Below are 21,029 nucleotides of genomic sequence, written 5' to 3' on the forward strand. Positions count from 1 at the left end.
TCACCATGGCAAACATCAAGAAGCCGAGTGTCGATGCGGTGCTGGTCGGCTTCGGCTGGACCGGCGCGATCATGGGCATGGAACTCACCGCCGCAGGCCTGAAGGTGCTGGCGCTGGAGCGCGGCGAAAACCGCGACACGCAGCCCGACTTCGCGTACCCGCGCATCACCGACGAGCTGAGCTACGGCATTCGCGGCAAGCTGTTCCAGAACCTCTCGCGCGAGACCGTCACCATCCGCCACACACCGGCCGAAGTGGCGGTGCCGTACCGGCAGCTCGCGTCTTTTCTGCCCGGCGACGGCGTGGGCGGCGCGGGCGTGCACTGGAACGGCCACCACTGGCGCCCGCTGCCCAGCGACCTGCGCATTCGCAGCAACTACGAAGAGCGCTACGGCAAGAAGTTCATTCCCGAAGGCATGACCATCCAGGACTTCGGTGTGAGCTATGAAGAGCTGGAACCGCACTTCGACCAGTTCGAAAAAATCTGCGGCACCTCGGGCAAGGCCGGCAACATCCGCGGCCAGATCCAGGCCGGCGGCAACCCCTTCGAGGGCGCGCGCGCCAACGAATTTCCGCTGCCGCCACTGGCCTCGGTCAACAGCGCCAAGCTGTTCGAGAAGGCCGCGCGCGAGCTGGGCTACCACCCGTTTCCGCAGGCTGCGGCCAATGCCTCGCGGGCCTACACCAACCCGCACGGCGCGCAGCTCGGGCCCTGCAACTTCTGCGGCTTCTGCGAACGCTACGGCTGCTACATGTACTCGAAGGCATCGCCGCAGACCACGCTGCTGCCGGTGCTGATGAAGCGGCCCAACTTCGAGCTGCGCACCAGGTCGCACGTGCTGCGCGTGAATATGTCGCCCGACGGCAAGCGCGCCACCGGCGTTTCGTACATCGACGCCGAAGGCAACGAGGTCGAGCAGCCGGCCGATCTGGTCGTGCTGTGCGCCTACCAATTCCACAACGTGCGCCTGCTGCTGCTGTCGAACATCGGCAAGAAGTACGACCCGGCCACGGGGCAGGGCGTGGTCGGGCGCAACTACGCCTACCAGCTCAACGGCGGTGCCAGCCTGTTCTTCGACAAGGACCAGCCGATGAACCCCTTCGTCGGCGCGGGCGCCAGCGGCACCGTGATCGACGACTTCGACGGCGACAACTTCGACCACGGCCCGCTGGGCTTTGTCGGCGGTGCCAGCATCAATTGCATCAACACCGGCGGCCGGCCGATCCAGCAGCTGAGCCTGCCGCCGGGCGCGCCGAACTGGGGTGCGGGCTGGAAGAAGGCCGCGAAGGAAAACTACATCTACCAGGCCGGCGTCGGCAGCCAGGGTTCGGTGATGGCCTACCGCGACAACTACCTCGACCTGGACCCGACCTACAAGGACGTGCACGGCCAGCCGCTGCTGCGCATGACCTTCGACTGGAAGGCCAACGACCTCGCGATGACCCAGTTCATCGGCACCAAGGTAGAGCAGATCGCCAAGGCCATGGGGCCAAAGCAGATGAAGATGAATTTCCAGAAGGCCGGCGCGCACTACGACGTGCGCTACTACCAGTCGACCCATAACACCGGCGGCGCGCCGATGGGCACCGACCCCACGACCAGCGCCGTCAACCGCTTCCTGCAGGTGTGGGACGTGCCCAATGTGTTCGTGATGGGCGCGAGCGCCTTCCCGCAGAACTTCGGCTACAACCCGACCGGCATGGTGGGCGCGCTGGCCTACTGGTCGGCCAAGGCGATCCGCGAGCAGTACCTGAAGAACCCGGGAGCGCTGGCATGAACGCGCGGCGTGTTTCCGCGGGCGTGGCTGCAGCCGCGGCGTTGCTGTGCGTGGCCGCGTGGGCGATCGCGCAGAAGGCGGAGGAGCCGGCGCCCGTAGCGGTCGCCGTCACGGCCACCGCAGCTGCGCCTGTGGCCACCACCGACCCCGTGCTCGAACACGGCCGCTACCTCGCCCGCGCTGGTGATTGCGTGAGCTGCCACACCGCACCCGGCAAGCCGGCGTTCGGCGGCGGCCTGCCGATGAAGACGCCGTTCGGCACCATCGTCTCGACCAACATCTCGCCAGACCCCGAAGCCGGCATCGGCGCCTACACCGAGGCGGAGTTCGCACGCGCATTGCGCGAAGGCATCGCCAAGGACGGCCATCGCCTGTACCCGGCCATGCCGTACACCTCCTTCGCCCGCGTGAACGACGAGGACATGCATGCGCTGTTCGTCTTCTTCCGCAACGGCGTGCAGCCGGTGGCGCAGAAGCCACCGCCGACGAAACTGCCGTGGCCCTTCAGCATGCGCGGGCTGATGATGGGCTGGAACTGGCTCTATCTGGACAAGGGCGTCTACCAACCCGACACCGCACGCAGCGCCGAATGGAACCGTGGCGCCTATCTCGTGCAGGGCCTGGGCCATTGCGGCGACTGCCACACGCCGCGCAGCATGCTCGGCGGTGTGAAGGCGGCGACCGACAAGAAGGGCGAGCTGTTCCTGTCGGGCGCGATCATCGACGGCTGGTACGCGCAGCCGCTGCGCCACACCGACCGGCCGACCATGGCGCAATGGTCATCGGAAGACATCGTGCAGTACCTGCAAACCGGGCGCACCGGCCATACGGCCGCGTTCGGCGCGATGGTCGACGTGGTGCAGAACAGCACGCAGCACATGTCGACGCAAGACCTGCAGGCCGTGGCCAGCTATCTCCAGTCACTCGGGGCCAAGCCTGATGCGCCGCCCGCGCCATCGCAGGCATCGCTGGTTGCGGCTGCGCCGCAGCACCCGACCGCGCTGGCGCTGCGCAACGGCACCGTCGAGGGCAACAGCGGTGCAATGGTCTACCTGAACAACTGCAACGCATGCCACCGCTCGGACGGCACGGGCGCCAACAAGACCTTTCCCGCGCTCGCGGGCAACAGCGTCGTGAATGCGAAAGACCCGACCTCGCTGATTCGCCTCGTGCTCGCGGGCTCGACGATGCCGAGCACCACGCAGGCGCCATCGCCCATCGCCATGCCCGACTTCGGCTGGCGCCTGACCGACGCCGATGTGGCCAGCGTGCTGAGCTTTGCGCGTTCGAGTTGGGGCAACCAGGGCGAGGCGGTCACGGCCGCGCAGGTGGCCAAAGTGCGCGAGTCGCTGAAGCCGGTGGCGGCGGCCAAGGCGAACTGAGCGTTCCTGGCGGGCAGGGCATTCGCGTTCAGGGCGCGTGCGTGGCCAGCAGCTTCTGCGCGTCGCGCCCCGGCGGCAGGCCGAACGCGCGAGCGTATTCGCGGCTGAACTGCGTGGGGCTTTCGTAGCCGACCTCGAAGGCGGCCGAGGTGACGCTCTTCCCGCCGACGCGCAGCAGCGTGCGGGCCTGCAACAGGCGCACGCGTTTCTGGAACTGCAACGGACTCAAGGCCGTGACGGCCTTGAAATGCCGATGGAATGCAGATTCGCTCATGGCCGCCACTTGTGCCAGTGTCTCGACCCGCAGGGGTTCAGCGAAGTCGCGGCGAATCCGCTGGATTGCCAGCGTCACGCGTGCGATGGCGCTGTCGGGAGAGGCAATGTCGCGCAGCATGGCGCCGTGCGGGCCCTGCAGAACGCGGTAGAGAATCTCGCGCTCGTACACCGGCGCCAATGCCGGAATGTCCGCGGGGCGTTCCATCAGCCGCAGCATGCGAACCCACGCATCCATCAGTTCCGGGGTGATGGACGCCACGGAGAAGCCGGCGCTGGTCTTCCCGGCGCTGGCAAATTCAGGCAAGTCGGCGATCAGGGCGCCGACCGTCGCTGGTGTCAGCGTCAGGGCGACGGCGAGGTAGGGCTCGCCGGTTTTCGCGGGCCGCACCGTGCCGACCGCAGGCAGTTCGACCGACATCACGAAGTAGCTGGCCGGCGAGTAGTGAAGGGTCTTGCTCCCCACCGTCATCGACTTGCTGCCCTGCAGGATCAGGTTGACCATCGGGTCGTACACGGCGTTCAGCTCGTGCTCCGGAATCTTGCCTTGCACCATCGCCACGCGGGGAATGCCGGTCTCCGTCATCCGGTTCCTGGCCTTCGCGGATGCCAGCCGCCGAAGCTCTTTCAGTTGTTCATCCATGGTCGGCATCACACCCCAAAGCCAAGAGTGCTGCAAGTGCGAAAGCAGGAATAGGCAGGATCGAGGCAGGAAAGGGCAGGCCCGTGCAGCGCTCTCCACCTATCGTTGATCCATCACTTTGCAGACGGAGAAAACACATGGGCGTAGTCATCATCACGGGCGCGAGCCGGGGCCTCGGCGCCAGCGCCGCCATCAACGCCGCCAGGCGCGGCATGGGCGTCATCCTGACCTACAACAGCCACCCGGCCGGTGCCGAAGAAGTCGTTCGGCAGATCGAGGCGGCGGGCGGCAAGGCGGTGGCTCTCGCGCTGGACGTCGGCAAGGTGGCGTCTTTCTCGGCCTTTCGCGACAAGGTCGCTGCCGCGTTGAAGGCGACGTGGGGGCGAGACCGCTTCAATGCACTGGTCAACAACGCAGGCTACGGCGCCTTCAACCCGATCGAGACCGTCACCGAGGCCGAGTTCGACGGCCTGCTGAACGTGCACCTGAAAGGCCCGTTCTTCCTGACCCAGGTGCTGCTGCCGTTGATGGCCGATGGCGGCCAGATCATCAACATGACCAGCGCGACGACCCGCGTGGCAACGGCGGGCACCGCGCCCTATGCGTCGTTCAAAGGCGGGCTGGAAGTGCTCACGCGTTGCATGGCCAAGGAATTCGGCCCTCGCCGCATTCGTGCAAACTCGGTTTCACCGGGTGCGATCCGCACCGACATGACCAGCGAGGCGCTGGACCAGAGCCCGGCGTTCGTCGAGCTTTTGGCCGGGCAGACCGCGCTCGGGCGCATCGGCGTGCCCGACGATGTCGGCCGCGTTGTCGCCAGCTTGCTGTCTGAAGACAATGCCTGGGTCAACGCGCAGAACATCGAAGTCGCGGGTGGCTACAGCATCTGAAACCAGGGAACAAACAACATGCTCGATCACATCTTCCTGACGGTCAGCGACATCGCGCGCTCGGTCGCGTTCTATACCGCGGCACTCGCACCGCTCGGCATCGGTCACCAGCTCGACTACGACGGCAAGGACGGCCCGCCGGGCCACCCGGACCTGAAGGGCTTCGGCGCGGGCGGGCGCGTGTTCCTCTGGCTGCAAGAGGGCAGCGCGGACCGGCGCGCCGCGCACGTCGGCTTTGTCGGTGCCGACACGTCGCAGGTCGATGCCGCGTATGCCGCGGCCATGGCGGCCGGCGCAACCGACAACGGCGCGCCGGGCGCACGGCTGCACTACGACCCGCGCTACTACGCGGCCAATGTGCTGGACCCCGACGGATACAGCCTTGAGTTCGTCTACAAGAGCTGGCAACACCCACCCCGGCCTTGACCGGGGCGGGGGGGCGGCGTTACTTCAGCGCCTTGCCCTGCGTCGCGCCCAGCGGCGTGTGCAATTGCGATGGCACCCACGCGCCCGTGTTGTCGTCGCGCCCCTGCAGCAGGTAGCGCGTGTCGGCCTTGCCGTAGTTCTGCACCGCCAGCGCCGAGAACTTGCCGATGTCGGTCTTCGGGTCACGCAGGCGGTTCACGATCAGCACCTTCTTCGTGTCGGCGAAGTCGGCCATCATGTTCTGGTCGCCCTCACTGTCGCCGGCCACGAAGCTCGGGCCGTAGCCGTATTTGGTGACCAGGAAGCGCTGGATGTTCTTGGTCTTGCCCGGCCCTTGCGTCTGGTCGTAGCCACGGCGGAACTCGGGCTGGATCACGCCATTGGCATCGCGCTCCAGTTCCATCGCCAGCACGCGCTCAGGCGGGTTGTTGTAGCCGAAGGCGGGGTTCGACGAGATCTCCTTGATGACGTCGACGAACGATGCCGAACACACCCACACGTCGAAGCCCGCGTTGCGGAAGGCCGCGTACAGCGCCTGCATCTCGGGTTGCAGCCGCAGGCCGTTCTTCCAGCTCACCGAGACCACGCCGGCACGGCCGGGCAGCGCAGTGGGCGATGTCCACTTGACCTTGGTGATGGGCTCCTTCAGCTGCCATGCCACGGTGTCGGCCGTGAGCTTGCGCACCTGTGCCTCGGTCATGCCGGCGAAGAGGTACGTGACCCAGGGGTAGGCGGTGTCGTGGTCGAAGGTGTCGCCGATGGCCTCGTAGAGGTAGCGCACCTTGGTCGTGAAGGCCGAGTAATGCGGACTCAGTGCCACCACCGCCAGCGACTGGTCGCCCTTCAGGCCCTTGTAGTTCTGGTAGAGCCAAGTGTAGCTGGCCACGATGTCGGGCACCACGCGGTCGATGTTGACGGGCTTGCCGGCCGCGTTGTTGTACGCGGGCAGGAAGTCTTTCTTGGGGATGTTCTTGCGCAGCGCCACTTCGAGCTGCGCGGGCGTGGCGCCGAAGACGAGGTTCTCGAGCTGGTAGATCAGCGAGGCTTCCTCGATGTCGAGGAAGACGCTGGTGTTGTCCCAGTCGAACACCACGTAGGGCGGCTTGGCGGCGTTGTAGCCCTCGCTGTCCTTGCCGAGGCTGGCGATCAGGCCATCGATCTGCGCGCGGTTGAAGGCGTCCCATTGGCCGGGTGCCAGGCCCTTGGCGGGCGAGAGGCTGGCGCAGCCGGCGGCGACGAGCGCGGCGGCCATTGGCGTGAGAAGGACGGTTCGGCGTTGCATTTGTGTTTTTTCCTGTAGTTTTGAAGGAGCGGGCGAAAAATGACGAGCGTACGAAACGCTCGTGACAGTTCCGGGTCAGTCCGCCGCTCAGCGGGGCAGCGGTGGTGCGGGGCGTTGCTCGAGCACCGCGAGATCGCTCTCGTCCTTGAGTTCGACGCCGGTCAGCCCCCGGCGCAGCGACTCTCGCATCAGCCATGCCAGCTTGAACGCGGCCGCCTCGCAGGGCAGGCCCTCGGGCCGCACGTTCGAGATGCAGTTGCGCTCGGCGTCGTGCCGGCCGCGCTGGGGTGAATGGGTCAGGTAGACGCCGAGGCTGTCGGGTGAACTCAGGCCCGGCCGTTCGCCGATCAGCATGACCGAGAGCATCGCGCCGAACAGCTCGCCCACCTCGTCGGCCAGCGCCACGCGGGCCTGCGTGGCGATGACCACGGGCGAGAAGCGCGTCTCGGGCGGCAGGTGCGCGCGCAGGGCTGCGAGCAACGGCGCGGCATGGCGCGCCACCGCGAGCGAGGAAAGACCGTCGCCGATGACGATGCAGACATCGCAGCCATAGCGCCCGATGGCGCGCAGCCGGCCGCCGTCGTCTTCATCGAGCTGGCGGCCCAGGTCGGGGCGGCGCAGGTAGGTGGTGCGGTCGGCGGCGCGGCTGCGGGCGCGCGCCACCTCCCAGTGCTGCGCGCGCAAGGTGGCGTCGAGCGCATCGACGTCGAGCGCCGCATGGATCGCGTCGCGCGCCATCGCATGCGCCCAGCCGAAGCGCAGGGTTTCGTCGGTCGGCATGCCGGCGCCGGCACGGCCGAGCGCCAGACGCGCGGGCGTGGCCGAACGCCATTGCGCCCAGGGGTTGGGTGTGACGGATTCGCTCATTGCGCGAGCGCCTTGAGCCCGCCCATGCCGGCCAGCAGCTTGTTGGCAGAAGGCGGCGCGAGTTGCCCCGCCGCATTGGTGATCTGCATGCGCTGCAGCCAGGCCTCGAACTCGGGCGCGCGCTTCAGGCCCAGCGTTTCGCGCAGGAACAGCGCGTCGTGGAACGAGGTGCTCTGGTAGTTGAGCATCACGTCGTCGGCACCCGGAATGCCCATGATGAAGTTGATGCCCGCCGTACCCAGCAGCACGAGCAGGTTGTCCATGTCGTCCTGGTCGGCTTCGGCGTGGTTGGTGTAGCAGACGTCGCAGCCGATGGGCAGGCCCAGCAGCTTGCCGCTGAAGTGGTCTTCGAGCCCGGCGCGAATGATCTGCTTGCCGTCGTACAGATACTCCGGCCCGATGAAGCCGACCACGGTGTTGATGAGAAAGGGCTTGTAGCGCCGCGCCAATGCATAGGCGCGCACCTCGCAGGTCTGCTGGTCGACGCCGAAGTTGGCATTGGCCGACAGCGCGCTGCCCTGGCCCGTTTCGAAGTACATGACGTTGTTGCCGATGGTCCCGCGCTGGAGCGACAGCGCCGCCGCATAGGCTTCGTCGAGCAGCTCGGGCGTGACGCCGAACGAGAGGTTCGCCTTCTCGGTGCCGGCGATGGACTGGAACACGAGGTCGACCGGCGCGCCCGCTTCCGCGAGCCTGAGCGTGTTGGTCACGTGCGTGAGCACGCAGCTTTGGGTGGGAATCTCGAAGCGCTGGATGACCTCGTCGAGCATGCGCAGCAACTGGCCCAGCACCGGCATGCTGTCCGATGCGGGGTTGAGGCCGATCACCGCATCGCCCGCGCCGTAGAGCAGGCCATCGAGCGTGGAGGCGGCCACGCCGCGCAGGTCGTCGGTCGGGTGGTTAGGCTGCAGGCGCACGGCCAGGTGGCCGGGCAGGCCGATGGTGTCGCGAAAGCGCGTGACCACGTTGCACTTCTTGGCGATCGACACCAGGTCCTGGTTGCGCATGAGCTTGGACACGGCCGCCACCATCTCGGGCGTGAGGCCCGGCGCCAGTGCGGTGAGCGTGGCGGTGGTGGCTGCTTCGGACAACAGCCAGTTGCGGAAGTCGCCGACCGTGAGGTGCGACACCGGCGCGAAAGCCTGCGCATCGTGGCTGTCGATGATGAGCCGCGTGATGTTGTCACTCTCGTACGGAATCAGCGCTTCGGTCAGGAACTGCTTGAGCGGTGTGTCGGCCAGCACATGGCGCGCCGCCATGCGTTGCTGCGCGGTGGCTGCGCCGATGCCCGCGAGGTAGTCGCCCGAGCGCGCCGGGCTGGCGAAGGCCATGACCTGCCGCAGGTCGTCGAAGGCGAAGACCTGTTGGTCGATGGTGGTCCGGTAGCGCATCGGTCTTTCAGGTGGTTGCGGAAGGGTTCAGGCCGTGGTGGCGGAGGACGACAGCATCTCGTCCGGCGCGGCTGCCTTGCGCTGCGCCGAGGTCAGCAGGAAGTAGCCATAGGCCGCGCCCATCAGCACGAGGAACAGCACGGTCAGCATGAAGTTGAACCACACCATCGCGCCCAGGCACACCACGCCCAGGCCGAGTGCGATGGCCGGGAACACGGGGTAGAAGGGCGCGCGGTAGGTGCGCAGCAGGTCGGGCTCGGTGCGGCGCAGCTTGAACAGCGCGGCCATCGAGATCAGGTACATCACGATGGCGCCGAGCACCGCCATGGTCACGATGTTGGCGGTGAGCGTCTGGCCGCCGAACTGCACCCATTCGTCGCTGAAGATGGCAATGACACCGATGACCCCGCCGGCCAGCAGCGCGCGGTGCGGCGTGTCGAAGCGCGGGCTCAGGCCGGCGAAGTAGCGCGGCAGGTAGCCCGCGCGCGCCAGCGCAAAGATCTGGCGCGAGTAGCCCATGATGATTCCGTGGAAGGACGCGACCAGCCCGAACAGCCCGATCCACACCAGCATGTGCAGCCAGCCGCTGTTGTCGCCCACCACCGCTTTCATGGCCTGTGGCAGCGGATCGTTGATGTTCGCGAGCTTGCGCCAGTCGCCCACGCCGCCCGCGAAGATCATCACGCCGAAGGCCAGCACCACCAGCGTGACGATGCCCGTGGTGTAGGCGATGGGAATGGTGCGATGCGGGTCGCGCGCCTCTTCGGCCGCCATGGCCGCGCCCTCGATGGCAAGAAAGAACCAGATCGCGAACGGGATCGACGCGAAGATGCCAGAGATGGCCGCACCGTTCAGCACGCTGCCGCCGGCCCAGCCGTTGGCCACGAAGTTGGCCATGGTCCAGCCCAGCGTGACCACGCCCATGAACACCAGCAGCTCGACGATGGCCAGCACCGTGACGAACAGCTCGAAGGCCGCCGCGATGCCCACGCCGATCCAGTTGAGCCCGATGAAGATCACGTACGCGCCGAGCGCGAACCACTTCGGGTTGATGCCTGGGAACTGCACGTTGAGGTAGGCCCCGATGGCCAGTGCGATGGCCGGTGGTGCAAAGACGAATTCGACCAGCGTCGCAAAGCCCGCGACGAAGCCGCCATGCGGCCCGAACGCGCGCCGCGCATAGGCAAAGGGCCCGCCCGCATGCGGGATGGCGGTCGACAGTTCGGTGAAGCTGAAGATGAAGGTGGTGTACATGGTCGCCACCAGCACCGTGGCCACCAGAAAACCGAGCGTGCCGGCGGTGTTCCAGCCGTAGCTCCAACCAAAGTATTCACCCGAGATGACAAGGCCCACCGCGATGCCCCACAGCTGGATGGGACCCAGAACCTTCTTGAGATGACCGGTGCCGGCGTGTGTGCCCGGCGTGGCTTCGGTGGCGTTCATGCGACGTCCTCTCTTCGTGAATGTTGACAGTGCACATTCGGCAAAGCAAGGGCTGTTCCACGAGCTACATCGGGCTACATGGAGGCGACGCTGGCGCTGGCCATAATCGGGGTCTTTCAATCCCCGAGGTGTTTCGTGAAGTCCTTTTTCTGTGCCGCTCTCGTGTCTGTCTTTGCCATCCCCGCAGCCTTTGCGCAATCTGCCCCGGTGACCACGCCCAGCGGCCTGATCTACCAATCGCTGAAAGAAGGCACCGGCGCATCGCCCGCCGCCACCGACACGGTCAAGGTGCACTACCGCGGCACCTTTCCCGACACCGGCAAGGAATTCGACAGCTCGTACAAGCGCGGCGAACCCACCGAGTTCCCGCTCAACGGCGTGATCCCGTGCTGGACCGAAGGCGTGCAGAAGATGAAGCCGGGCGGCAAGGCCAAGCTGACCTGCCCGCCGTCGATTGCCTACGGCGCGCGCGGCGCGGGCGGCGTGATTCCGCCGAATGCGACGCTGAATTTCGAAGTGGAGTTGGTGTCGGTCACGAAGCGCTGATCGCTTCGCGCCGCTTCGATCAACCTGGCTGGTACTGGTACAGCCAGGTCTCCGTCAACGTCTGATCCCCGTTCTTCAGATACAGCCGCATGTCGATCGGCTCCGTGCCTTCGGGCGTGAAGTCGAACTGCGCGCGCCAGTGGCCGGGCACGCCGTTGGGCACGGCTTCGGCAAACACGTACGAGAACTTGCCGCGCGAAGCCGCCAGCACCACCTCGGGCTTCACGCCGAAGGGCACGGTGGTGAGCGGCTGGCCGATGAACTCGACCATGAACTTGCGCACGCCCTGCGGACGCGGCTGGCCCGGTTGCCCGCCGCGTCCGATGCGCGTGGCCACGCAGTGCGCCAGCGGTGACGGAAAGGGCTCCTGGTCGGTCCAGTACAGGCGGTATTGCAGGCTGTAGCTGGCACCCGCCTTGGCATCGGCCTTGGGCACCCAGAAGGCGACGATGTTGTCGTGGATCTCGTCGTCGGTCGGAATCTCGATCAGCTGCACCGAGCCTTCGCCCCAGTCGCCCAGCGGTTCGATCCACAGGCTGGGGCGCTTGTCGTAGTTGACGCCGTCCTGGTAGTGGTCGAAGTTGCGGTCGCGCTGCAGCAGGCCGAAGCCGCGCGGCTTGGTGTCGGCGAAGGCCGAGGCGCGTGTCTGCGTGGGGTTGTTGAGCGGGCGCCAGATGCGTTCGCCCGCACCGTTCCAGATGGCCAGGCCGTCGGAGTCGTGCACCTCGGGGCGCCAGTCGATGGCGGTGGGCTTGGTGGTCTCCGAGTACCAGTACATCGACGTGAGCGGCACGAGGCCCAGGCGGCCCACGTCGCGGCGCAGGAAGAGGCGCGAGTCGATGTCCATGAGGACGGCCTTGCCGCGCTGCATCACGAACTTGAAGACGCCCGTGACGCTCGGGCCTTCGAGCAGCGCGTAGACCGTCATCGAGGTGGTGTTGCCGGCGGCCGGGGTCTCGAAGTAGAAGCGCGTGAAGTTGGGAAACTCTTCGGGCTTGTCGGGCACCGCCACGTCGAGCGCGATGCCGCGCGCCGACAGGCCATACTGGTACAGCTCGCCGATGGCGCGGAAGTACGAGGCGCCGAGAAAGGCGACCCAGTCGTTCTTCTGCCAGTCGAGCTTGCTCTGGTCGCCCAGGCGGCTTTCCTGCAGGCGAAAGCCCGCGAAGCCCGCGCCGGCCGGCAACGCGCGCGCCGGGCTGTCGGGCGGCATCGAGAAGTAATCGGGGCTGTAGAGCACCTCGCGCGCAAAGGCATCGCCGTCGGAGTTTTCGAGCACGTGCATGCGCACGGGCGTCTGGAAGAAGCGGCCGAGATGGAAGAAGGTGACGGGAAAGGCACCCGGGCCATCGCGAAAGAGCGCATTGGCGGGGTCGAACTTGATCTTGCCGTGGGCGTCGTAGTCGATGCGGTCCAGCACCTCGGGCGCGAGCGGCTGCGCGGCCGCATAGGGTTGCGCGGCCAGGCGCTGGGCCTCGGCGACGAGGCTGTCGAAGGAGAAGGGCGAAGGCTGGCTCAGTTGCAGGCCGTTGGCGGCCAGCGCCTCCGTGGGAAGTCCGAGGGCGGCGAGTGCGGCGGCGGCACTGCCAGCGGCAAGGAAGGATCGGCGATCAAGCATGTGGTTCTTGAGGGTTGCGAGTCTTTGGGGGAACACGGGGAACAAGAGAACGAACGGCGCGGGCAGGCACCCCATGGAGGCACCTGCGCCCGGAAAAATCATCCTAATGCAGCGAGGGCCAGCCAAGCCTGCATGGGATTTTCCGCGACGGGGAACAGCGCCCAGCTTGACCGGGCCGCAGGCCCCGCGGCGTCAGCCATTCCGCGCAATCGGGGCCGGACAAAGCCGGACAAAATCGGATATACGGAAAATTGTGCGTTTATGTATCGGCCGGGTCGGTGGCACGCAGCGAATACACCGCATAGATCGGCACGCCGAGCAGCAGCAGGACCATCGGTGCGAACAGCGTGTAGGGCAGGCCCATGCCTTCCAGCACCCGGTAGGTGGCGTCCAGGTGCAAGCGCGGATGGGGCTGCGTCAGTTCGGCGGGCCGGCGCAGCCCCCAGCGGAATTCCGCGCCGGTGGTGCGCACCGAGGGGTGCTGCCTGGCGCGCCCGACGGCCAGCCAGCACATCGCATCGAAGGCCAGCACCGAACCCGCGGGCGCACGCTCGCCGAAGGTGGTCAAGACCGCCTGCACCTGCTCGGGCTCCAGGTACATCAGCACGCCTTCGGTGAAAAGAAAAACCGGCTGCGCATTGCGCTTGCGCGGCAACGACAGCTGCTCCCACCAGTCGGGCGCGGTCAGGTCCAGCTCGCAGACGTCATGGCGCGGATGGGTGTCGGGCAGCAGTTCGCGGCGCAGTTCGAGCACCTCGGGGAGGTCGGCGTCGGTCATGCGCGACTTGCCGTCGTCCAGCCACTGGAAGTAATGGCTCAGGCCGCAGCCCATGTTGACCACGCGGGCGCCCGGATGTTGCTTCAGGAAGTCTTGCGCCAGGGCGCGAAAGCGCCGCGTGCGCGCCAGGATGCCGTAGATGGTGGCCCGGTCTTCCGGCAGCGGCTGCCCGTCGTCGCGGATCTGCTCCAGGATGCCGGCCGCGTAGGCGTCGCGCACGGCGACCTGCGGAAACATCGCATCGCCCGAGGCGCGCGCGGCGAGCGGAATCCGCAAGGTGGAAGGAACGGCCGACAAGCTCCGTGCGGGTTTGCGGGCGGTCATGAATGCGGGAAGAGGGCCATGCGCAAAGTCTGGCCGCTCCCGTGGCAGCCGGCAAGTCAGACTTTCGTTCAGCCGGCCGGCGCGGAGCGTGCGTCCACGTAGGCCCAGGCTTGCAGGCCCGATGCCAGGGTGACGCGCTCGCGCCGGTAGTCGGCCACCTCGTAGGCGTCGGCATGCGCCAGTTCGGCCGGCGTGACGGCGAAGACGGCGCCGTCCACGCCGTCCTGCGGCACGCCGCTGGGCGCGACGATGGGGTGGTGCGTCTTGCCGCTGGTGGCGACCACCGCCGCGTCCTTGATCTCGAGCTGCTCCAGGCGATAGCCCGGCAGCCGGTCGAGCTGGCCGGCCAGCTTGCGGCCGAAGGTGGCCAGCTGCACCGACTGCAGTTGCAGCGTGCCGTAGGAGAAGAGGCGTTCGGTGGTGGCGGTGTCGGCCGCTTCGGTGCGTCCGGCTTTAGGTGATGTCATGGGCGAAGGAGTCCAGGTTCATGGGCGCGCGGCGGGCTTGCCGCGCTGGCGTGCGAGATGGCGATAGATGGTGCTGCGGTGAACGCCCAGGCGGCGCGCGGCCCTTGCGACGTCATGGTCACAGGCCTTGAGCGCCTCGTCGATGGCATGGCGCGTGATGGCGACCAGCGGCTCTGCGGCTTGCGATGTGGGCCGGGCGTCGGTGGCTGTTGCGTCGTGAGGTTGCACCGGCGGCGTGCCGTGCCGCAGATGCGCAGGCAGCGCGGGCGCGTCCACCGAATCCCCGGGGTCGGCCAGTGCGACGATGGCGCGCAACGTGCTGCGCAGCTCGCGCACATTGCCGGGCCAGCGGTAGGCCGCAAGCGCTTCGAGCGCATCGTCTTCCAGCCGCAGGTGCTTGGCCGCGCCGCCCGATTCGAGAAACAGCCGCGCAATCAGCGCATGCCGGTCGCTGCGCTGGCTGAGCGAGGGCAGGGCGACGCTGAAGCCCGCCACGCGGTACATCAGGTCGGCGCGAAAGCGCCCGGCCTCCACCAGCGCCGGCAGGTTGCCGTGCGTGGCGCAGACGAGGTCGAAATCCACCGCCACGCCCTGGCCGCCGCCGAGCGGCGTGACCACGCGTTCTTCCAGCACGCGCAGAAGGCGTGTCTGCAGCGCAAGCGGTATCTCGGCGATCTCGTCGAGGAACAGCACTCCGCCGTGGGCCTCGCGGATGCGGCCCGCCATGCCCTTGCGCCTGGCGCCGGTGAAGGCGCCTTCCTCGTAGCCGAACAGCTCGGACTCGATCAGCGTCTCGGGCAGCGAGGCGCAATCGACCGCCACGAACGGGCCCGTGCCGCGCCGGCTCGCGGCATGCAGCCGGCGGGAGAACACCTCTTTGCCGCTGCCGGTTTCTCCGTTCACCAGCACCGAGACGCCTTCGTTCAGCACCCGCACGGCACGCTCCAGCAGCGGCAGCACGGCGTCGGCTTCGGGTGCCCGCAGGCTGTCGGGCGCATGCGCGCGCCGGCTTGCCGTGCGTGCGCTGCCCGGTGTGCCCGAACGCTCCATCACCGTGGCGATCTGGCGTCCGCCCGGCAGGGTGAGCAGGCTGCGCCGGTGTTCCATGCGCGGCCAGTGCGGGCCGAGAAAGTCGCGGACGTCGAGGTCGAGCAGGCCTTCCCACGACCGGTCGAACAGTTCGAGCGCAACGCGGTTGGCTGCGACGATCCGCCCGCCCTCGATCACCATGAGCCCTTCGCGCGCGGTGCCGATCAGCGCCGGCCGCGCATGAAAGCGCAGCACGTGGCCGCCGGCCTCGGCCAGCATCATCCGGTGCTCGACCTGCTGCGCGGCCATGCGGACCAGGCCCAGCGCATGCGGGTTGACGCGCGCGGTTTCGCCCGAGATGTCGAGCGCGCCCGCCAGCTCGCCGCGCCCGGTGAAGATGGGCGCCGCCGCGCAGCCCAGTGCGCCGTTCTGCGCCAGGTAGTGTTCGCCGCCCAGCACCATCAGCGCCTCGCGTTCCATCAGCGCAGTGCCGATGGCATTGGTGCCGCGATGGTCTTCCGACCATTCCACGCCGGGCTGCAGCGCAATGCGCTCGGCCTTCGGCAGAAAGTCGGGGCTGCCGATTTCTTCGAGGATCAAGCCGCTCGCGTCCGACAGGATCACCACGCAGCCATTGCCGACCGCATGCTCGGCCAGCCCGTCGAGTTCGGGTTGCGCGCAATTGAGCAGCCGCATTGCCTGCTCGCGCCGTTCGCTCAGCAGTGCCAGCGCCATCGGCTCGGGGTCGATGCACAGGCGATCGACCGGCCGGCTGCGCTGCCACGAGCGCGAGATGTGCGGCGCGATCCATGGCGCGGGGTCGCGGCCCTGCCTGAAGAACAGCTCGCGAGCCTGCTCCACTCTGACCGATGGCAACTGCGCTTCACTCATGCGTGTCTCCGGTGGGTTCCCGTTGTTTCGCGTCTTCGCTGCGTCGTATTCGCCTTGTGCGACATCCTAGTCGCTATGTTCGCGCATGCATGTCGCAGATTGCGAATGGAAACCCTCTGCGGCACCTTGTTGCCACGAGGAAGTACTCAGGGAATGTCCTGATCCGCGCGGGTACGTGGCTTGCGGTTGTCAGCGCGGGTCGCCGCATGTCGTGGCGCCACCACCACCAGCACATGGAGACAAGTCATGGACATGCTTGAACCGGGCAAATTCGGCACCGCGGTGCCGTTCAAAAAGCGCTACGGCAATTTCATCGGCGGCGAATGGGTCGCGCCGGTGGACAACCAGTACTTCGAGAACATCACGCCCGTCACCGGCAAGGTCTTCTGCGAAGTGCCGCGTTCGACGGCGGCCGACATCGACCGCGCGCTCGATGCGGCTCACAAGGCCAAGGGTGCATGGGGTCGCAGTTCGACCACCGAGCGCGCCAACATCCTCAACAAGATCGCCGACCGCATCCAGGAAAACCTGCCCATGCTGGCGGCCGCCGAAACCTGGGACAACGGCAAGCCGCTGCGCGAAACCATGGCGGCCGACCTGCCGCTCGCCGTCGACCACTTCCGCTACTTCGCCTCGTGCATCCGCGCGCAGGAAGGCGGCATCAGCGAGATCGACCACGAGACCTTCGCGTACCACTTCCACGAGCCCATCGGCGTGGTCGGCCAGATCATTCCGTGGAACTTCCCGATCCTGATGGCGGTGTGGAAGCTGGCGCCCGCGCTCGCGGCCGGCAACTGCGTGGTGCTGAAGCCGGCCGAGCAGACGCCGGTGTCGATCCTGGTGCTGCTGGAGCTCATCGCCGACCTGTTGCCGCCGGGCGTGCTGAACGTGGTCAACGGTTTCGGCGTGGAGGCGGGCAAGCCGCTGGCGTCGAGCAACCGCATCGGCAAGATCGCCTTCACCGGCGAGACCACCACCGGCCGGCTGATCTCGCAGTACGCGAGCCAGAACCTGATTCCGGTCACGCTGGAGCTGGGCGGCAAGTCGCCCAACATCTTTTTCGCCGACGTGATGGACAAGGACGACAGCTTCTTCGACAAGGCACTCGAAGGCTTCGCGATGTTCGCGCTGAACCAGGGCGAGGTCTGTACCTGCCCGAGCCGCGCGCTGATCCAGGAGTCGATCTACGACCGCTTCATGGAGCGTGCATTGAAGCGCGTGGCCGCCATCAAGCAAGGCAGCCCGCTCGCAATGGACACGATGATCGGCGCGCAGGCTTCGAGCGAGCAGCTGGAAAAAATCCTGTCGTACCTCGACATCGGTCGGCAGGAGGGCGCGCAGGTGCTGATCGGCGGCGAACGTGCCAAACTTGAAGGCGACTTGGCCGACGGCTACTACGTGCAGCCGACCGTGTTCAAGGGCCACAACAAGATGCGCATCTTCCAGGAAGAGATCTTCGGCCCCGTGGTGTCGGTCACCACTTTCAAGGACGAGGAAGAAGCGCTCTCCATTGCCAACGACACGCTGTACGGCCTGGGCGCCGGCGTGTGGAGCCGCGACATGAACCGCGCCTTCCGCATGGGCCGTGGCATCCAGGCCGGCCGCGTGTGGACCAACTGCTATCACCACTACCCGGCGCACGCGGCCTTCGGTGGCTACAAGCAATCGGGCATCGGGCGCGAGAACCACAAGATGATGCTCGATCACTACCAGCAGACCAAGAACCTGCTGGTGAGCTACAGCGAGAACAAGCTGGGCTTCTTCTGATCGCCGCAGGCATGGCCGCCCCGCACGCGCTTTGCATGAAGCCCGTGCGGGGCTTTTCGACATCCGCAAGAAAGCCACCATGACGCAAGAAGTCCTGCGCGTGACCGCGACCGATGCGGCGCTGGCGCTCATCGAGAAACTGATTGCCAAGCACGGCCCGCTGATGTTCCATCAGTCGGGCGGTTGCTGCGATGGCAGCGCGCCCATGTGCTACGCCCGTGGCGAGTTCATCGTGGGCGACTACGACCGCTTGCTCGGCCACATCGGCGGTACGCCGTTCTACATCAGCGGGCCGCAGTTCGAGTACTGGCAGCACACGCAGCTGATCATCGACGTGGTGCCGGGGCGCGGCGGCATGTTCTCGCTGGAAGGGCCGGAGGGCGTGCGCTTCCTGACGCGTTCGCGGCTGTTCACCGACGCGGAATGGGCCGTGCTCGAAGCCGAAGAAACCCGGTAGGCGCTCGCCCCACGGCGGGTAAAAGTCGCTCCGGCCGCTTGGCATTCGCTATGTTGCGCCGTATATTGCGTGGCGCATGCTTCATCCGCCCTTCAAACTTCTTTCTTCGGCCTCACCCGTGGACGCGGCGAGCGGCCGGGTCGTGTTTCGCAATGCCGCAGCCTGTTGCGAGCCGGCGGAAAGCGCCGAAGAAGCAGCGCCCGGTGGGCGCGTTCGGCTGTCTGAACTCGACACGAATTTCTATTGCTCGGTCATCGGCACCTGCCTGACGACCGGCGAGCTTCGCAAGCTCATCGCGCGCTTCTCGGACGTGGAAGGCGCCAGCGACCCGGAGATCCACCACGATGCCGTCCGGCTCGCGACGCAGAACACGGCCGTCACCAAGGCGCTGCAGAAGGCGCTGGACCATCGGCACGCGCCGGTCATCCAGCGCCTGTCGAAGATCCACGACGCGCCGGCGCTCACCGCCTGCTGGGAAGAAGCGCTGCGGCAAGGCGAGATTCCCGGTGCGTACTGGGCTGTGCTGATGCACCGCAAGGCCACCGCCGAACTGCGGCAGCGGGCCTTCGGCGACGTGCACATGCTGTCGCATCTGGTGGGCGTGGCCAACCGGGCGGACATCCGCCGGCTGGAGGCGCTGGAGCGCGACAACATCGATTTGCGCGAGCGGCTGGACCGGCACCAGGTCCGCTCGCTGGAACTGCTGGAGGAGAGAGACAAGACCATCGCCGGGCTGAAGCACGAGCTGATCGAAGCCGGCAATGCGCGCAGCATCGCATCGCCGGAAGCCGCCGACCTTGCCCATGCGGCGCGGGCGCGCGCGGAAGAGGGCGAGCGCGCCGCCGCGCTCATCGCGGTGCAGACCGGTCGGCGCGAACGCGCGGAGCAGGCTGCGGTGGCGGCCGTGGCCGAGGCCAACCGGCTCGCGGAAGAGCTGGAGCACCTGCGCCAGCATGCGATCGCGCTGGGGCGCGAACTCGCCGCGGCCGAGGCGCAGTTGAAGCTCAACGCCGGCGAGGCTGCGCCGGGTGCCGGTGCCGACCTCGACCGGCAATTGCAGGGGCGCCGCGTTCTCTATGTCGGCGGACGGCCCAGCGCCATGCCCGCCATCCGCGACCTCGTGCAGCGGCACGGCGGTGAGTTCCGGCGCCACGGCGGCGGCCTGGAAGACCGGGCCGGGCTGCTGGCCTCGGCGGTGTCCTGGGCGCAGGTGGTGGTGTTTCCGGTCGACTGCATCGACCATGAATCGGTCGACAACATCAAGCGCATCTGCGTGCGCCAGCAGGTGCGCTACATGCCCTTGCGCAGTGCGGGCATCGGGTGCTTTGCGGCGGCGTTCTCGACGCCGCCCGCCGATGTCGGTGGGGCCAGTCCATCATCGGACAGGTCGATCTGCCCAAGGCACGGTTGAGAGGGAAGGTGCCGCCGATAGACTAGCGTGCTCAATCCAACCCAGGAGCACTTCATGAAAATCAGCGCACGCAACGTCCTGTCCGGCAAGGTCATTTCCATTGTTCGCGGTCCGGTCACGACCGAGGTCACGCTGGAGATCGCAGCCGGCGTTCAGATCGTCTCGACCATCACCAGCAGCTCGGCCCAGGCGCTCTCGCTGGTCGAAGGCGGCAAGGCCTATGCGGTGATCAAGGCGTCGAGCGTGATGGTCGGCACCGACTGAAATTCGCAGCGCCCAAAATTCCATTTGACACCGCGAATACCTTCTTCTAATCTCCAGCCCCACGACAGCACCCGTCCTTGACGGATGCGTCGGGCAGCAACATTGCTGCTTCACATACCGGCTATGAAAGCCCTCGAACAACGCGCAAGCGGGGTCGAGGGCTTTTTGCTTTTTGGAGCTTGAATGACTGTGGAAGAAGGCCAGGGTTTTCCGGATCTCGTCGTGGCGAGTGTGCAGATGGAGCCGCACGTGGGGCACACGGCGGCCAACGTCGCGCGGTCCGTGGAATTGATAGAGCAGGCCGCTGCAAAGGGCGCGTCGATCGTGGTGCTGCCCGAGCTGGCCAACAGCGGCTACGTGTTCGCCAGCCGCGCCGAGGCCTTCGCGCTGGCCGAGCCGGTGCCCGACGGACCGAGCACGCGCGCCTGGGCTGAAGTGGCGCAGCGCTGCAACGTGCACGTGGTCGCGGGCATTGCCGAGCGAGAGGGCGATCGCCTCTACAACGCGGCCGCCGTGCTCGGCCCTCGCGGCTGGCTGGGCACCTACCGCAAGCTGCACCTGTGGGGCGACGAGCATCTGTTCTTCGAGCCCGGCAACAAGGGGCTGCCGGTGTTCCACACCGAGCTGGGGCGGCTGGGCGTGCTGATCTGCTACGACGGCTGGTTCCCCGAAACCTATCGCCTGCTCGCGATGCAGGGCGTGGACCTCGTCTGCATGCCGACCAACTGGGTGCCCATGCCGCAGCAGCCCGCGGACCGCCCGGCGATGGCCACCACGCTCGCCATGGCAAGCGCCCACAGCAACGGGATGAACATCGTCTGCGCCAACCGCACGGGCACCGAGCGGGGCCAGCCCTTCGTCGGGCAGAGCCTCATCGTGGGCGCGCAAGGGTGGCCGTTGGCGGGGCCCGCCTCGCACGATGGCGAGGAGATTCTTTACGCCCGCATCAACCTCAAGGCGTCGCGCCAGGCGCGCCATCTGAATGCATTCAACGATGTGCTGCGCGACCGGCGCGACGACATCTACGACCCGATGCTGGGGACAGGCTGGCCGCTGCCGCGGCACTGACCCTTTCGATTTTTCTGCTGTCACTCACTCAAAA

Annotated in this window: 19 protein-coding genes; 10 read left to right on the forward strand and 9 right to left on the reverse strand. The window is 67.1% G+C overall.

All coding sequences use genetic code 11. The annotated features are described in order from the left end of the window. Window positions 1-5 precede the first annotated feature (5 nt). Complete coding sequence (locus ACGLHS_RS03530) at window positions 6-1,778, forward strand: GMC family oxidoreductase (protein ID WP_394476869.1); 1,773 nt, start codon at window positions 6-8, stop codon at window positions 1,776-1,778. After that, entirely contained in the window at window positions 1,775-3,160 is a 1,386-nt protein-coding gene (locus ACGLHS_RS03535) for a c-type cytochrome (protein ID WP_394476871.1), read from the forward strand. Before ACGLHS_RS03530 ends, ACGLHS_RS03535 begins: the two co-directional genes overlap by 4 nt. Before the next feature lie 28 nt (window positions 3,161-3,188). Here the strand turns inward: ACGLHS_RS03535 and ACGLHS_RS03540 are convergent, their stop codons facing one another. Beyond that, entirely contained in the window at window positions 3,189-4,076 is an 888-nt protein-coding gene (locus tag ACGLHS_RS03540; RefSeq protein ID WP_394476873.1) for an AraC family transcriptional regulator N-terminal domain-containing protein, read from the reverse strand. Window positions 4,077-4,213: 137 nt separating this feature from the next. On the opposite strand from ACGLHS_RS03540, the gene ACGLHS_RS03545 reads away from it, so the two are divergent. Both ACGLHS_RS03545 and ACGLHS_RS03550 read left to right on the forward strand, forming a co-directional pair. Further along, window positions 4,214-4,966: an SDR family NAD(P)-dependent oxidoreductase gene (locus ACGLHS_RS03545; protein ID WP_394476877.1), complete on the forward strand. Its 753-nt coding sequence runs from the start codon at window positions 4,214-4,216 to the stop codon at window positions 4,964-4,966. A gap of 18 nt (window positions 4,967-4,984) precedes the next feature. After that, window positions 4,985-5,392 carry a VOC family protein gene (locus ACGLHS_RS03550; RefSeq protein ID WP_394476886.1) on the forward strand — a complete coding sequence of 136 codons (408 nt, stop codon included), beginning with the start codon at window positions 4,985-4,987 and terminating at the stop codon, window positions 5,390-5,392. Window positions 5,393-5,411: 19 nt separating this feature from the next. On the opposite strand, the gene ACGLHS_RS03555 is transcribed toward ACGLHS_RS03550, so the two are convergent. The 4 genes from ACGLHS_RS03555 to eat form a co-directional block, all read right to left on the reverse strand. Continuing rightward, window positions 5,412-6,674 (reverse strand): haloacid dehalogenase-like hydrolase, encoded by a 1,263-nt coding sequence (locus ACGLHS_RS03555; RefSeq protein ID WP_394476888.1) that lies wholly within the window; start codon window positions 6,672-6,674, stop codon window positions 5,412-5,414. An 87-nt stretch (window positions 6,675-6,761) separates the two neighbouring features. After that, complete coding sequence (gene eutC, locus ACGLHS_RS03560) at window positions 6,762-7,541, reverse strand: ethanolamine ammonia-lyase subunit EutC (RefSeq protein ID WP_093237239.1); 780 nt, start codon at window positions 7,539-7,541, stop codon at window positions 6,762-6,764. After that, window positions 7,538-8,932 (reverse strand): ethanolamine ammonia-lyase subunit EutB, encoded by a 1,395-nt coding sequence (locus tag ACGLHS_RS03565; RefSeq protein ID WP_394476891.1) that lies wholly within the window; start codon window positions 8,930-8,932, stop codon window positions 7,538-7,540. The genes eutC and ACGLHS_RS03565 overlap by 4 nt, the downstream gene beginning before the upstream one ends. A gap of 27 nt (window positions 8,933-8,959) precedes the next feature. After that, window positions 8,960-10,375, reverse strand: a complete 1,416-nt coding sequence (gene eat / locus ACGLHS_RS03570) for an ethanolamine permease (RefSeq protein ID WP_394476894.1) — start codon at window positions 10,373-10,375, stop codon at window positions 8,960-8,962. 135 nt (window positions 10,376-10,510) lie between these two features. Between eat and ACGLHS_RS03575 the strand changes: the two genes are divergently transcribed. After that, the gene (locus ACGLHS_RS03575) at window positions 10,511-10,921 is read left to right on the forward strand and encodes an FKBP-type peptidyl-prolyl cis-trans isomerase (RefSeq protein WP_093237242.1); all 411 of its coding nucleotides are present in this window, start codon (window positions 10,511-10,513) and stop codon (window positions 10,919-10,921) included. A 19-nt stretch (window positions 10,922-10,940) separates the two neighbouring features. Here the strand turns inward: ACGLHS_RS03575 and ACGLHS_RS03580 are convergent, their stop codons facing one another. The 4 genes from ACGLHS_RS03580 to ACGLHS_RS03595 form a co-directional block, all read right to left on the reverse strand. Continuing rightward, entirely contained in the window at window positions 10,941-12,539 is a 1,599-nt protein-coding gene (locus ACGLHS_RS03580) for a glucan biosynthesis protein (RefSeq protein WP_093237243.1), read from the reverse strand. Window positions 12,540-12,798: 259 nt separating this feature from the next. Beyond that, window positions 12,799-13,641, reverse strand: coding sequence for a class I SAM-dependent methyltransferase (locus ACGLHS_RS03585; RefSeq protein ID WP_394476897.1), 843 nt, complete (start codon window positions 13,639-13,641; stop codon window positions 12,799-12,801). 68 nt (window positions 13,642-13,709) lie between these two features. Beyond that, the gene (locus ACGLHS_RS03590; RefSeq protein ID WP_394476900.1) at window positions 13,710-14,108 is read right to left on the reverse strand and encodes a gamma-glutamylcyclotransferase family protein; all 399 of its coding nucleotides are present in this window, start codon (window positions 14,106-14,108) and stop codon (window positions 13,710-13,712) included. An 18-nt stretch (window positions 14,109-14,126) separates the two neighbouring features. Further along, window positions 14,127-16,028, reverse strand: coding sequence for a sigma-54-dependent Fis family transcriptional regulator (locus ACGLHS_RS03595; protein ID WP_394476902.1), 1,902 nt, complete (start codon window positions 16,026-16,028; stop codon window positions 14,127-14,129). Window positions 16,029-16,274: 246 nt separating this feature from the next. Between ACGLHS_RS03595 and adh the strand changes: the two genes are divergently transcribed. From adh to ACGLHS_RS03620, 5 genes are all read left to right on the forward strand, one after another. Further along, window positions 16,275-17,795, forward strand: a complete 1,521-nt coding sequence (gene adh / locus ACGLHS_RS03600) for an aldehyde dehydrogenase (RefSeq protein ID WP_394476904.1) — start codon at window positions 16,275-16,277, stop codon at window positions 17,793-17,795. Between the two features lie 79 nt (window positions 17,796-17,874). Then, the gene (locus ACGLHS_RS03605; RefSeq protein ID WP_394476907.1) at window positions 17,875-18,252 is read left to right on the forward strand and encodes a DUF779 domain-containing protein; all 378 of its coding nucleotides are present in this window, start codon (window positions 17,875-17,877) and stop codon (window positions 18,250-18,252) included. A gap of 76 nt (window positions 18,253-18,328) precedes the next feature. Further along, window positions 18,329-19,663 carry a DUF2325 domain-containing protein gene (locus ACGLHS_RS03610; RefSeq protein ID WP_394476909.1) on the forward strand — a complete coding sequence of 445 codons (1,335 nt, stop codon included), beginning with the start codon at window positions 18,329-18,331 and terminating at the stop codon, window positions 19,661-19,663. A 54-nt stretch (window positions 19,664-19,717) separates the two neighbouring features. Further along, window positions 19,718-19,927 (forward strand): molybdopterin-binding protein, encoded by a 210-nt coding sequence (locus ACGLHS_RS03615; protein ID WP_093237249.1) that lies wholly within the window; start codon window positions 19,718-19,720, stop codon window positions 19,925-19,927. Between the two features lie 183 nt (window positions 19,928-20,110). Continuing rightward, window positions 20,111-20,995: a nitrilase family protein gene (locus tag ACGLHS_RS03620; RefSeq protein WP_394476912.1), complete on the forward strand. Its 885-nt coding sequence runs from the start codon at window positions 20,111-20,113 to the stop codon at window positions 20,993-20,995. The last annotated feature ends 34 nt before the right edge of the window (window positions 20,996-21,029 follow it).

The sequence above is a fragment of the Variovorax sp. VaC1 genome, from assembly GCF_043658315.1.
In the GTDB taxonomy this organism is placed as follows: Bacteria; Pseudomonadota; Gammaproteobacteria; order Burkholderiales; family Burkholderiaceae_C; genus Variovorax.

What these genes read in the sequence shown, in the direction of transcription:
- ACGLHS_RS03530 (WP_394476869.1), top strand. Translation starts at nt 6, where the DNA reads ATGGCAAACATCAAGAAGCCGAGTGTCGATGCGGTGCTGGTCGGCTTC.
- ACGLHS_RS03535 (WP_394476871.1), top strand. Translation starts at nt 1,775, where the DNA reads ATGAACGCGCGGCGTGTTTCCGCGGGCGTGGCTGCAGCCGCGGCGTTG.
- ACGLHS_RS03540 (WP_394476873.1), bottom strand. Translation starts at nt 4,076, where the DNA reads ATGGATGAACAACTGAAAGAGCTTCGGCGGCTGGCATCCGCGAAGGCC.
- ACGLHS_RS03545 (WP_394476877.1), top strand. Translation starts at nt 4,214, where the DNA reads ATGGGCGTAGTCATCATCACGGGCGCGAGCCGGGGCCTCGGCGCCAGC.
- ACGLHS_RS03550 (WP_394476886.1), top strand. Translation starts at nt 4,985, where the DNA reads ATGCTCGATCACATCTTCCTGACGGTCAGCGACATCGCGCGCTCGGTC.
- ACGLHS_RS03555 (WP_394476888.1), bottom strand. Translation starts at nt 6,674, where the DNA reads ATGCAACGCCGAACCGTCCTTCTCACGCCAATGGCCGCCGCGCTCGTC.
- eutC (WP_093237239.1), bottom strand. Translation starts at nt 7,541, where the DNA reads ATGAGCGAATCCGTCACACCCAACCCCTGGGCGCAATGGCGTTCGGCC.
- ACGLHS_RS03565 (WP_394476891.1), bottom strand. Translation starts at nt 8,932, where the DNA reads ATGCGCTACCGGACCACCATCGACCAACAGGTCTTCGCCTTCGACGAC.
- eat (WP_394476894.1), bottom strand. Translation starts at nt 10,375, where the DNA reads ATGAACGCCACCGAAGCCACGCCGGGCACACACGCCGGCACCGGTCAT.
- ACGLHS_RS03580 (WP_093237243.1), bottom strand. Translation starts at nt 12,539, where the DNA reads ATGCTTGATCGCCGATCCTTCCTTGCCGCTGGCAGTGCCGCCGCCGCA.
- ACGLHS_RS03585 (WP_394476897.1), bottom strand. Translation starts at nt 13,641, where the DNA reads ATGACCGCCCGCAAACCCGCACGGAGCTTGTCGGCCGTTCCTTCCACC.
- ACGLHS_RS03590 (WP_394476900.1), bottom strand. Translation starts at nt 14,108, where the DNA reads ATGACATCACCTAAAGCCGGACGCACCGAAGCGGCCGACACCGCCACC.
- ACGLHS_RS03595 (WP_394476902.1), bottom strand. Translation starts at nt 16,028, where the DNA reads ATGAGTGAAGCGCAGTTGCCATCGGTCAGAGTGGAGCAGGCTCGCGAG.
- adh (WP_394476904.1), top strand. Translation starts at nt 16,275, where the DNA reads ATGGACATGCTTGAACCGGGCAAATTCGGCACCGCGGTGCCGTTCAAA.
- ACGLHS_RS03605 (WP_394476907.1), top strand. Translation starts at nt 17,875, where the DNA reads ATGACGCAAGAAGTCCTGCGCGTGACCGCGACCGATGCGGCGCTGGCG.
- ACGLHS_RS03610 (WP_394476909.1), top strand. Translation starts at nt 18,329, where the DNA reads ATGCTTCATCCGCCCTTCAAACTTCTTTCTTCGGCCTCACCCGTGGAC.
- ACGLHS_RS03615 (WP_093237249.1), top strand. Translation starts at nt 19,718, where the DNA reads ATGAAAATCAGCGCACGCAACGTCCTGTCCGGCAAGGTCATTTCCATT.
- ACGLHS_RS03620 (WP_394476912.1), top strand. Translation starts at nt 20,111, where the DNA reads ATGACTGTGGAAGAAGGCCAGGGTTTTCCGGATCTCGTCGTGGCGAGT.